Here is a 12,589-nt window from a genome sequence, read left to right on the forward strand (position 1 = left end):
GCAAAGCGAATTGGTTGTTCCTTTCAACCATCGTGATCCCGACAGCAGCTGCGCTGATCTATTTCGCATTCCTCGCTTCGAACGTCTACGTTTCGGAGTCGCGGTTCGTTGTGAGAAGCCCCGATAAACCGTCAGTGTCGGGTCTTGGTGTGCTTCTGAAGGGCGCAGGTTTCTCCAACTCCGGCGACGAGATCTATGCTGCCGACGATTACATTCAGTCGCGGGATGCTCTCCGCGCTTTGAACCGCGACGGTTCCGTCGTCCGCGCTTACGGCAATAGCCAGGTCTCGATCTTCGACCGATTCAACGCCTTTGGATTCGATGGATCGTTCGAAAGCCTGTTCGACTATTTCCGCAAGAAGGTCGGCGTCGGGTTCGACAGCACATCTTCGATCACGACGCTGACTGTACGCGCCTACAATCCGCAGGAGGCGCAGAAGTTTAACCGGCAACTGCTTGAGCTTGCAGAAGACCAGGTGAACCGTCTCAACCGTCGTGGTCGAACCGACGTCATCGCACTGTCCGAACAGGAGATTCAGGATGCGGAGGAGGCGGCGCGTCGTGCCGCCCTCGCGCTTGCCGAATTCCGAAACGCGAGCGGCATCATCGATCCGGAGAAGCAGGCAGCAGTCCAGCTGCAAATGATCTCCAAGCTGCAGGACGAGTTGATTGGATCCCGCATGCAGCTTCTCCAACTCCGCGCAATGGCGCCGGGGAACCCGCAGGTGCCGATACTGCAGGTTCGTGTCGCCGGTTTGGCGCGTGAAATCGATCGCCAGCTTGGACTTGTCGCCGGAAACAGGCGCTCCCTCTCCGCAACGGCGGCTCGCTACCAACGGCTACAGCTGGATCGTGAGTTTGCCGACAAGCGACTTGCAGCAGCAATGACCTCATTGCAGGACGCACGCGCTGAATCGCGCCGCAAGCAGGCATATGTTGAGCGGATCGCTCAGCCTAGCCTGCCGGATGAGGCTCAGGAACCACGCAGGTTCCGTGGCATACTCGCGACGTTCGTCCTCGGGCTCGTGGCGTGGGCGATTCTGACAATGCTCCTTGCAGGTGTTCGGGAACACCACGGCTGATGGCAGTCGAACGTCACAGCACAGGCGTGAGCCTGGCGCAGTCCTGGCGCGTCGAGCGGCGCGTCATCTGGGCGCTCGTCCTGCGCGAGATGATGACACGGTTCGGGCGTCACAATATCGGGTTTCTGTGGTTGTTCGTCGAACCAATGCTGTTCACGCTTGGGATCACGACACTTTGGACCGCCACGAAGTCGGTCCACGGCTCAAACCTGCCGATCGTCGCGTTCGCAGTGACAGGATATTCAAGCGTCTTGCTTTGGCGGAACATGCCAGGCCGCTGCATCGGTTCGCTGGAGCCGAACCTATCGCTGCTTTATCACCGCAACGTTCGGCCCATCGATATCTACTTCGCGCGCCTGATACTCGAAGGCGCAGGAGCGACAATGTCGTTCGTCTTCCTCACTTTGTTCTTTCACGCACTCGGCTGGCTAGAATTGCCTGAGGATGTACTGCAGGTCGCCGCCGCTTGGGTCTTGCTGGCGTGGTTCGGCATGTCCCTCGCGATCTTCCTCGGATCGCTTTCCGAAATTTCCGAAACGATCGAGAAGCTGTGGCACCCGCTCGCCTATCTTCTCTTTCCGCTTTCGGGAGCGGCCTTCCTCGTGGACGCGCTACCGGTGGCCGCGCAGAAAGTTGTCCTCGTGCTGCCCATGGTCCACGGCGTGGAGTTCCTGCGCCACGGCTATTTCGGTTCGAGCATCGTGACGCATTTCGACGTTGCCTACATGATTACCGTCAATGCCGTGCTGACGATGTTGGGGCTGGCACTGACCCGCAAGGTGAGCCGGACGGTGGTGCCGGAGTGATAAGCCTTTCCAACATCAATAAGGTCTATCAGACGCGCAGCGGCGGCGCTCAGATCCTGCGCGACGTGAACCTGACGGTAGCGCCCGGTGAGCGCATCGGAATCCTGGGGCGCAACGGGGCGGGCAAGTCGACGCTGATCAGACTGATTAGCGGGGCAGAGTTCCCGACTAGTGGCAGCGTCGAGCGGCATATGAGCGTGTCCTGGCCGCTTGCATTCGGCGGGGCATTCCAGGGCTCACTGACTGGCCTCGACAACCTCCGATTCATCTGCCGGATTTACGGCGTGGATCCAGAACGCCAGCTTGGTTTTGTTGAGGAATTCTCAGAGCTTGGCCGCTACCTTCGGGAACCGGTGAAGTCTTACTCCTCGGGCATGCGTGCGAGGCTCGCTTTTGCAATTTCGATGGTCATCGAGTTCGATTGCTTTCTAATCGACGAAGTCATCGCGGTCGGGGATGCGCGCTTCCACGAGAAGTGCAATCATGAACTGTTCGTCAAACGAGGTGATCGGGCAATGATCATTGTCTCTCACCAGGCGAATTACATTCTCGAGCATTGCAACCGCGCGGCGGTTTTATCCGGTGGAGAACTATACCACTTCGACGATCCGGCCGAAGCGTACGCTTTCTACAATGATCAGACAGCGCTGGCGGCATGATCATGTTTCGACGAGCGGCAACCATGGGCGCGCGCCAAGCATGGCTGTGGCGGAACCGCGCCATTTTCGGCGGAACCGGCGCCGTCGTGGGTCCTCGGCTCCTGGTCGACGTTTCGGCCATCATCCGGCACGATGCTCAGACGGGGATACAGCGTGTCGTGCGCGCCGTTTGGTCCGAGCTATATAGACGGAGAGGCGCCGGGTTCGACGTCATTCCCGTCTATGCCACCAGTAAACACGGCTATTGCTATGCCGTCGCCGATCATGATGGAAAGCTCTCTCCTGCGGTCGTCCTTGAACCTGTGCGGGTCGACGCGGGTGATAAATTCCTGGGGCTCGACTTGTCAGCGCACCTTCTGCCGAAATACCGGCAGCAGCTTCGCGCCTGGCGTAACCATGGTGCCACAGTCCATCTCATCGTCTATGATCTGCTGCCGCTACAGAGACCGGCATGGTTTACAGATTCGGCCGTCTCAAACTTCCGCAAATGGTTCGACGTTGTGAAGACGGAGGCAGATCAAGCGATCTGCATCTCAAATCAGGTCCGTGAGGACGTGCGGAAGGGAATTGAGCTTCATGGCGCGAGAATGCCCGCGTTGGGGCGGCTTCAGTTAGGGGCCGACATCGCCGCTACAATCCCCTCCAGTGGTGTGTGCGACGACCTGAGACGTATCCTTGATTACACCCGCTTTCGCCCCGCCGTTTTGATGGTCGGAACAGTGGAGCCGCGAAAGGGGTATGAAGCAGCGCTGCGAGCGTTTGATCACTTGTGGCATGAGCGCGCGGACGCACCCGATCTCATCATTGTCGGCAAGCCGGGATGGAAGACACCGGCGCTTCAAGCGGACATTCGATCGCACAAAGAATTTGGAAGACGTCTGCACTGGTTCGACCAGATGAGCGACGAAGGCCTCTGCCTTCTCTACGATTCGTGCAGCGGCTTGTTGATGGCTTCAAGGGGCGAGGGATGGGGCCTGCCACTCGTCGAGGCGGCAATGCACCGCCGCTTCGTCTTGGCGCGCGATTTGCCGGTCTTTAGAGAGCAGGGGCTACCGAACATCTTGTATTTCAGCGACGACCGCCCGGAAGCGCTTGCGAGCGAAGTCACGCGTTTGGTCGAGGTCAGCAATACCGCCGCTCCCGCCGCGGAGTTGCAGACGTGGGCCGGCTGCGTCGACGGCTTGCTTGAAACGTTGGGCCTCATAAATCGGAGCGAGGTGTCGCAGGGGCCGCTGTTGCGGATTGCATCGTGACGTTCGTCTCCTACGCACAGAATTTTGAGGATGTAATATTGTGGCGCGCTCTGCAGGACGTGGAGGGCGGTAGGTATCTCGACATCGGCGCTCAGGAGCCTGAGCTCGATTCGGTTAGTTTGGCGTTTTACCGGTTGGGCTGGCGTGGGATCCACGTCGAGCCAACCCCGACCTACGCGACGCTTTTGCGGAGTGCACGCCCGGACGAAACGGTAATCGAGGCGGCGGTGACGGATGCACCGGGACCGATCACCTTGTACGAACTGGGTGGGCTCTCTTCAGGGTGCAAAGATGTTGCGGAGCATCATCGCCGGAACGGTCATGAACCTCGGTCGATGCTCGTCCCAACTGTTCGCCTGGATCATCTGCTCGATCTTAGTGACGGTGACGTTCATTGGATGAAGATCGACGTGGAGGGCATGGAAGCCGACGTGCTTCGCAGTTGGGGCGAGAGCCCCAAACGCCCGTGGGTCCTCGTCATTGAATCGACCTTTCCAATGTCGCGCGAGACTACGGAGCAGCAATGGATCGATCAGGTCCAGGAGCGCGGCTACGAAGAGGCTTTCTTCGACGGGTTGAGCCGGTATTTCGTCCACGAGAGCCATCGCGAGCTGGCTGAGCGTCTCGGACAGCCAGCAAATATCTTCGATGATTTCCAGATCACATCGAGACATTTCGCCGCGCGGCTGACGCAAGACGAAGCAGAAGAACAGAAGAAGCTGTCCGAGGCTCGGGTAGCGGCGCTCAGTCTCGACATCTTGCAGCTTCGGGAATCTCTTCGAGCGCACCAGTCGGAGCTTGAAGGGGAGCGTTCCCGCAACGCGCAAGAATTGAAGGCCGCGAAGGACGACGCAGCCGAGGTGCGGCTGCGACTTCGTGAAGCTGAGACCGAGCTAGCCGTCGAACGCGCTAAGGTCGGGCAACTTGAAGATCGCGAACGCCAGTCCGCTGCCGAGGTCCAGAAGCTCAGAGAAGGGCATCGCTCCGAGCGCGAAGCCCGAGCAGAGATCAATGCGGAACTCAACAAGATCTCGACCTTGGTCGGCGCGCAGGACTCTGGTGTCCAGTTCTCTCGCACCGATCAATGGCTGCAGCCCGGTATCGCGTACGCCGCGGTCACCGTACGACTAGAATCGTTGAGGCAAGAGCTTCAGACTGCACGCGAGTTCGCCATCGATCAGTTTGTTGCGGGACAAGAGTCGCGAAGTATTGAAATCGGTTTCCTGTCGGACCGACTTTCGACTCTCCAGTTCGAGGTCGCGGAAGAGCGCCATCGTGTCCGCTCCCTCAGTTCGGAACTTGGAAGCGAACGCGCTCAGCTGGGCGGTCGTATAGCCTCTCTCGAGGACGAAATTGCAGCCGCGCGGAGCCGACTGGCGCAGGAAGAGGACCAGAGCGGGAAGGAGCGCGCCCGACTCCAGGAGATCATAGACGAATATGCCAGTTCGCTGGCGGCCGTCCGAGAGGAGGCATGCCGGCTGGACCTGCAACTTGCCGAGGCGCGCGCTTCGTTGACAACAATCTTCGGGAGTAAGCGTGGCCGGCTCGCAAGGCGGCTCGGTTTGCTCCCGGCCCAATTAGTCTCTGAGAGCGGGGCGTTGCCGAAACGGCTCGAGGTTTCCCTCGCTGCTCGGCCCTTACCTTCAGAACAATCATCGAGCGAAACCGCTCAGGAACGTGGAATGGATCTTCCGGTGAATGAACAAAGGCATGTGAGCACTCTTCTGGCGTTGAATGGCTCAGCCTTCGTGGATGCGCTGTATCGAGTGTTCCTAAAGCGATCCCCTGATCGCGCGGGTCGGGACCATTATGTTGCCCGCCTTCAGGCCGGATTTTCAAAAGAGGACGTGCTCGTAGCAGTCGCGACTTCGCCTGAAGCCCGAGCTGCCGGGGCATCGATTGACGGTTTCTCGGAACTGAGCAGAGCGCATGATCGCGAGAGGCGATGGTCGTTCATCGGCGGCGCGAAGCCCATTAAACGCAGGCTTAATCGGCTTGAGTACAGCATCGGGGAGGCGCACAATTCCTTGGCAGATCGCCTCGACCGCATGGAATCTTCTCTGGAGCAGATTCAGGCCAAACTGGAGAATAGCCTTCGGATGGGGCCCGCCCGCGACGCCGGCGTTTACGTCCAGGGCGTGCCAGTCTCGATCAAGCGCGGCATACCGATGCGGCCCACAAACGGCGCTGCTGAATTCATAGAGCAGCTTCGCGATAGCGTCCAATCATCCATGGAAGCGCAGACTCTGCGCAATGGCCGCTGAGCCCCTCGAATGTACTTCTCGACCGATTTCCAAGGCAAAATTGTTCAGCTTACGGACGCGCTCGACCGTTTCGATGCAGTCTCGAACCAAGTCATCGCGTTAGATGGCCTCCTGAAGGAGCAGGGCTTCCAAACGTTGATCGGTGCGCGCTTCGCGCATCCTGACCGTGATCATCTTATCGTCAAGCGGGAACGCCTCGAACTCACCGAGCGCGATGTCCTCATTGTTCATTATTACGGCTACAACGACGGTCTCGAGCAATGGCTTGGCGAACAATATTGCACGAAGGTTCTGCTGTATCACAACATCACGCCTGAGGGCTTCTTTGCTGACAATGCACAAGCTCGCGATTTCTGCCGGAATGGGCTGACGCAACTCAAGGCTATCCTGCCGTCCTTTCAATTCGTGTGGGGGGTAAGCCGGTTCAACCTCAACGATCTGCTGAAGCTGGGCGCCCCTGCCGCCCGGTCGGCCGTGCTGCCGATCGTTGTCGAGGAGATGACTGCGCTTCAGCACGATGAGGATACAGTCGGGCACTGGGCGTTCGTCGGGCGCATCGCGCCCAACAAGGGGCAGATTGACCTGGTTGAGCTGTTCGCCCGCGTCAGGAAGCGCAACCCTCAATTGGCGAAGACGCTGACGTTGGTTGGCGGATCGGATCCGAATGAGGGCTATGTCGAGCGTCTGAAGGTGGCTGTTTCGCAGACGGACTGTGGCGATTGCATCCACATCTTGGGCAAGATTACCGATGAGGAGCGCGATCGGATCCTCGCGGGCTCGGATTTCTACGTCTCGTTGAGCGAGCATGAAGGCTTTGGAGTTCCTCTCATCGAGGCGCCGCTTGCCGGGCTTCCCACCTTGGCGCTCGACCGGGCGGCCGTGGGCGAGACGATGGGCGGCGTTGGCGCTTATCCAGATCTCAAGAAGTTGGAGAAGGCGCTTATCGAGCTGAGTAGGGACCGAGCAAAACGCGCCGATCTGTTGAAATCGCAGCAAGAAAATGCTCGGAAGTACTCGAGGAGTATGATCTCACGGCGGCTTTTCGACGCCCTGCAACCCGTCGTTCCGGCGAAAGACAGTTTCACCTCTGTGTCCGTGGTCATCTGCACGTACAACAGGAAGGATTATCTTGAGCGCTGCCTCGATTACCTGACCTATCAGTCGAATGACAACTTTGAAGTCATCGTGGTTGACGGGCCCTCGGATGATGGCACCGCGGAGGTGCTGGCGCGCCACCGCGGATGCATCAAGGTGGTGAAGAACCCGGAGCGCAATCTATCGAAGTCACGGAACTTGGGAATCGATGCAGCAGCCGGCGACATTGTTGCTTTTATTGATGACGATGCGCTTCCCTTCGATGATTGGGTCGACCGTGTTTTGCAGGAATACAACGGCCGCACTCTGACAACCGCTGGCCTTGGTGGGCCGGCCTATTACGCAGGCAGTTTGTGGTTTCAGGCAGAAGACAATGGGATAAGCAACGATTGTCAGGTAAAGGTTAGCATCGACAGCAGGGAGATCGGGCGAAACGGCTGGTATCGGTACAACACCGGTACAAACGCCACATTCGCGCGAGAGGCGCTGGTTCAGGTCGATGGCTTCGACGAACAATACGATTACTTTCTGGATGAGTCCGAACTGTGCCTGCGCCTGCAAAAGTCAGGATGGCTGATCGGCTACGCTCCCGAAGTGATTGTTCGGCACGAATTTGCAAAGAGCCACAACCGATCCGGCAAGTTCAATTACAACTGGTTTACGATCTGCAAGAACTCGGCATACTTTGTGGCGACGAATGGAGGTCTAAAGGGCAAGAAGCTCGAAGACTTCCTTACGAAGCGCTTCGAGGTTGAGCGCGTTGCTCCGCTCGACAAGGCTCTTCGCGATGGCGAGCTGTCTGCCGCCGATCGAGATCGCCACGTCCAGGCCATTTGGGACGGCATGAAGAAGGGCTTGAACGATGCCGCGCATTGGCCTCGGACCCGAGCGATTAAGGAGCGGCCGAGCGATTTTCTTTGCTATGCCACGAGGCGCGATCGCCCTGCCGTGTTACGCGATTGTGCTCCCCTTCATATCTGCATCGTTTCAAAAGAACTGCCCCCTTTCACTGGCTCGGGTGGCGTTGGCACCCTCTATTATCATCTGGCGAGCGAACTTCTCCTGATGGGCCATCACGTGTCGGCCATCGTGCCTGGTGGGGAGGATCGGCTTCATCGGCAAGGGCGCCTGTCCATCTATTTCACCACTCAAAGAACCTTCTCGCTGCCAGTCAATGACAATGGCTTTAGCGGCAACGTCGATTGGTCGTTGAGTGCACTAGCGAAGCTCTCTGCGATTCATCGCGAGCGGCCGATCGACATCGTTGACAGCGCGTTGTGGGATGCCGAGACCCTTGCGTTCAGCCTTCTAGAGGACAGGCCGCCGCTCGTCGTTCGGTTGGTTACGCCCTTTTCTGTGTCGGCGTCGATCAATGGCTGGAACCCGTCGCCCGTACAACAGGACTACTTCATGGAAGGGGAGCGCACGCTCGTCCAGCGCGCCGACGCCGTGATCCCGATTAGCCGGACCATCGCCGCGACCGTCATGAAGACCCATGGCGTGAACCAGGACGCAAGATGGTCGACGGGCCATTGCGGGATCGCACCTTGGCCATTCTTCGACGTCAACGCCGGATATGACGACTTTCCGGAGCTAGAGTTGCTCGGATCAGCACAACTGAAAAGCGCTCAAATCGTCTTATTCATCGGCCGTCTGGAGCGCCGAAAGGGGATCGATATGATCCTTGAGGCCGCCCCGGAGATACTCGCTGATAATCCAAAAGCCATCCTGGTCTTCGGCGGCCGCGATCCAGACGATTGGGAATCGAGGTTCCGCGAGGCGTTGCCGCGTCAGCTGCAGGCAAGGATCATTTTTCTTGGCGAGGTTTCGGATGGCACGCGCGAGAAGCTGCTCGCCCACGCTCAGTGCGTATTATTTCCGTCGCGCTACGAGTCTTTCGGTCTGGTTCCGCTTGAGGCTTTTGTACACGGTTGCCCGGTCGTGGCGACGAGAGCGGGCGCGATTCCCGAGGTTGTACAGGATGGCGTATCGGGCATTTTGGTCGAACCAGAGGACTCAGCTGCTCTCGCCAAGGCCGTTGGCCGTATCCTCGCTGACGAAGATCTCCGTGGCAGCCTCTCGGACGGCGCTCGGAGGCGGGTGAATGATCTGAGTGCAAGGAACAGCGCCGTTCATACGGTCAGTGTTTACCAACGTCTGGTCCACCGCCGGGCTTTTGCCGCAGCCACGACCCTCAAAGCGTAAGGTCCTGAAAAGGCGTATATTATGTCCAATAATCTGAAAGCTCATTACGACGAGATGTTCTCGGAGAATGATGGTGAGCTCTATGAGCCGCTGAGTGGCCTTGATCTAATCGCACACAATCGTCGGATGGAACTGCTCGACGCGATCAAGTTGCCAGAGCTCTCGGATGCCGTGGTCGTAGACTATGGCGTCGGGTCTTGGGGGTTTGGCTGTATTTACCCGCGCTTGAAAGAATGTCGCCACGCGATAGGGTTTGACATCGCAGAAGCCGCGCTCGCCAAAAGCGCTGAGGTTTCAGCGAATGATCCGGCGCTCACAGGTAAGACCGTAGACTACTATGTATCGCTCGGTTACTCGATGCAGTTGCCGGACGACTTCGTGGACGTCTTCTTCTGCGGCGAGTGCATCGAGCATGTAGAAGATAGCAGCGCCTTTCTCGCGGAAGTCTATCGAGTCCTCAAACCGGGTGGGCTGGCCATCTTTACGACGCCCAACGGCGACCCTTGGACCTATCGTCAACTTAAGATTCGCTGGTGTGTTGGCTTCGAGCACGTCGCACTCATGAACTTCGAGGAGTTCCGAGACTATCTCGAGCGCTTTTTCGAACCAGTGGAATATCTCGGGTTCAATCAGTCCATTATCCCGGCGCTGGACAAGCTTGTTCCGCAAGATGTCGGCGAGTCTTGGGCGGTGACCTGCCGTAACAAACCGCAAGACGCCACGAGCCTGATCGGCGTCGTTCGGAAGTCAGGCTCCCTCAAATTGGAACCGTCGTCGATTGCGGTCGTGGACTGGTCCGAGGCGCGGGTCAGTGGAAATGCCGCAGAGCCGCTGAATCTGCTTGGCAATGCTCAAGGCGGAATGCTTCGGCCGGGGAGCGCATATTGGGTTGACGTTCCGGATGGCATGACTCGTGCGAACGTCATCCTGTGGGGTCATCCGTGGAGCGGCCATGCGCGCGTTCGCTATGGCGACGATGAGGAAATCGCCAACCTCTACTCTCACGCTGGAGGTTGCTTTCGCGTGGTCTTGGAAGGCCTGAAAGGCGGCGTCCTCTTGATCGAGCCGACCGGTGACCGAGACCCACGAAGCAACGACGATCAGATCATTCTGTACCGCGTTGTGTTCGCCCGCGGCCCCTCCGATGCTGAGAACTGCGAAGCATGAAGCACGTACCTGTCAGCGAAGAGGCAATCACCCAGTTCGTCGAGCAGTCGGATCAGATTATCAAAACCAGTCACGCGGATTGGCACGAGTTTGTGAATTCGTACGTGTTCCAATACGATCCTGGAATTACAGCTGATCCAAAGTCGGACGAATATCTTGGCTACCAAAGCGAACTTTGGAGGATCGTTTCGGGACGTGCCTCCTACACGCCTGAGGATTGCGAGCAGAACAACTATGTGCCCGACGCTCCCAATGTCCGAGCGAGCTACCCATTCACTTCTGGTAATGCGGCTGAAGTAGGAAATTACTTCTTGGCCATTGCGAACATCTTCCGGCACCTCGATTTGCCGCCAGGCGCAACAGTTGTCGAGTTTGGGGTCGGATACGGCCACCTCACGCGGATGCTGTCGAATTTCGGGTATGACGTGACAGCCGTGGACATCGAGCGGCGGTTCCTCGACCTTCTCGGACAGTTGGCGCTTCCTGGCGCGTCGCCAATCGGAAGCTTCCACGGTTCTTTCGCAGAAGCGCAGTTCGCTGATGAAAGCATAGATGCATTCGTCTTCTTCGAGTGCTTCCATCATTGCATCAATCATGTGGAGCTGCTCCACAAGCTTCGTGGCTCACTCAAGTTTGGTGGCAAGATTCTTTTTGCTGCGGAGCCGTTTTACGATGATTGGTTCCCATTTCCGTGGGGGCTTCGGCTCGACGGTCACGCCGTATGGGCAATCCGCAACTTCGGCTGGATGGAATTGGGCTTCAGGAAGTCGTACATCATCGACTTGCTCGAGGGGCTCGGCTTCGATCTGCAATGGTCTTCGATTAACGAAATCGGAGCATATGGAGAGATGGCGGTGGCGACCCGCATCGCGTGACTCATCGCCTTTGACTTTGCAGCGGGAAACAGCAGCGCGTTGGCTGTTTCTCCTCCCTGAGAGCAGGTAAGCGGAGCAGTAGCCGAGACCGGTCCGCCGCCCAAAAGCGTGTAATGTTGGTTAGGGGACACATGAAGACTGCAGTAGTTACAGGAATCACGGGTCAGGATGGCGCGTATCTCGCCGACCTGCTTCTCTCAACGGGCTACCAGGTCTATGGCACCTATCGTCGGACCAGTTCGGTCAACTTCTGGCGGATGGAAGAGCTGGGCGTTGCAGGTCACCCGAACCTCGTTCTGGTGGAGCATGACGTCACCGACTTGTCTGCCTCAATTCGGTTGCTGCAGCGATCAGGTGCGACGGAAATCTATAATCTCGCCGCTCAAAGCTATGTCGGCGTGTCTTTCGAGCAACCGATCACAACGGCAGATATCACCGGCGTGGGTCCGGTAAACCTGCTCGAGGCTATTAGGATCATCGACCCCAAGATCCGGTTCTACCAGGCGAGCACCTCGGAGATGTTCGGGAAGGTGCAGGCAGTTCCGCAGTCGGAGTCGACACCATTCTATCCGAGAAGTCCATACGGAGCGGCGAAGCTGTTTGCGCACTGGATGACCGTCAATTACCGCGAGAGCTACGGAATCTTCGCGAGCAGCGGGATCCTATTCAATCACGAGAGCCCGCTACGGGGAGTCGAGTTCGTCACTAGGAAAATCACGGACGCTGTTGCCAGGATCAAACTCGGCAAGCTCGACCGTTTGTCGCTTGGGAACCTCGATGCAAAACGCGACTGGGGTTTCGCGAAAGAATATGTCGAAGGCATGTGGATGATACTGCAAGCTGACGAACCCGACACGTTCGTACTTGCGACCGGCCGGACGGAGACTGTTCGCGATTTCGTGCGAATGGCCTTCAAGGCGGCTGGAATCGAGGTCGAGTTCTCGGGCCACGCGGAGCTGGAGACTGCAGTCGACGTCGCTTCCGGAAGGACGGTTATGCAAGTCGACCCGCGTTTTTACCGTCCCGCGGAGGTGGATTTGCTGATTGGCGATGCCGCTAAAGCGCAGGAGAAGCTTGGCTGGAGTCCGCGAACGAGCTTGGAGGAATTGTGCCAGATGATGGTCGAAGCCGATCTGCGCCGCAGTGAAAATGGCGTTTCGTTCTGATCATTGATTGCAGGCCA

The 12,589-nt window shown here is 58.1% G+C and carries 9 protein-coding genes; all 9 read left to right on the plus strand.

Annotated elements, in window-relative coordinates:
• Positions 1–32 precede the first annotated feature (32 nt).
• On the plus strand, positions 33–1,082 hold the full coding sequence (locus ABD704_RS06925) for a KpsE/RkpR family capsule polysaccharide export protein (RefSeq protein WP_344698943.1): 1,050 nt from the start codon (positions 33–35) through the stop codon (positions 1,080–1,082).
• Positions 1,082–1,888, plus strand: a complete 807-nt coding sequence (locus ABD704_RS06930; RefSeq protein WP_344698944.1) for an ABC transporter permease — start codon at positions 1,082–1,084, stop codon at positions 1,886–1,888. The genes ABD704_RS06925 and ABD704_RS06930 overlap by 1 nt, the downstream gene beginning before the upstream one ends.
• On the plus strand, positions 1,885–2,547 hold the full coding sequence (locus ABD704_RS06935; protein WP_344698945.1) for an ABC transporter ATP-binding protein: 663 nt from the start codon (positions 1,885–1,887) through the stop codon (positions 2,545–2,547). Before ABD704_RS06930 ends, ABD704_RS06935 begins: the two co-directional genes overlap by 4 nt.
• 23 nt (positions 2,548–2,570) lie before the next feature.
• Positions 2,571–3,800, plus strand: coding sequence for a glycosyltransferase family 4 protein (locus ABD704_RS06940; RefSeq protein WP_344698946.1), 1,230 nt, complete (start codon positions 2,571–2,573; stop codon positions 3,798–3,800).
• Positions 3,797–6,064: an FkbM family methyltransferase gene (locus ABD704_RS06945; RefSeq protein ID WP_344698947.1), complete on the plus strand. Its 2,268-nt coding sequence runs from the start codon at positions 3,797–3,799 to the stop codon at positions 6,062–6,064. The genes ABD704_RS06940 and ABD704_RS06945 overlap by 4 nt, the downstream gene beginning before the upstream one ends.
• A gap of 9 nt (positions 6,065–6,073) precedes the next feature.
• Positions 6,074–9,364: a glycosyltransferase gene (locus ABD704_RS06950; protein WP_344698948.1), complete on the plus strand. Its 3,291-nt coding sequence runs from the start codon at positions 6,074–6,076 to the stop codon at positions 9,362–9,364.
• Between the two features lie 21 nt (positions 9,365–9,385).
• Complete coding sequence (locus ABD704_RS06955) at positions 9,386–10,531, plus strand: class I SAM-dependent methyltransferase (RefSeq protein ID WP_344698949.1); 1,146 nt, start codon at positions 9,386–9,388, stop codon at positions 10,529–10,531.
• Positions 10,528–11,406: a class I SAM-dependent methyltransferase gene (locus ABD704_RS06960; RefSeq protein ID WP_344698950.1), complete on the plus strand. Its 879-nt coding sequence runs from the start codon at positions 10,528–10,530 to the stop codon at positions 11,404–11,406. Before ABD704_RS06955 ends, ABD704_RS06960 begins: the two co-directional genes overlap by 4 nt.
• 131 nt (positions 11,407–11,537) lie before the next feature.
• Positions 11,538–12,572 carry a GDP-mannose 4,6-dehydratase gene (gene gmd, locus ABD704_RS06965; protein ID WP_344698951.1) on the plus strand — a complete coding sequence of 345 codons (1,035 nt, stop codon included), beginning with the start codon at positions 11,538–11,540 and terminating at the stop codon, positions 12,570–12,572.
• Positions 12,573–12,589: the final 17 nt, after the last annotated feature.

Source organism: Sphingomonas limnosediminicola (genome assembly GCF_039537965.1).
In the GTDB taxonomy this organism is placed as follows: Bacteria; Pseudomonadota; Alphaproteobacteria; order Sphingomonadales; family Sphingomonadaceae; genus Sphingomicrobium; species Sphingomicrobium limnosediminicola.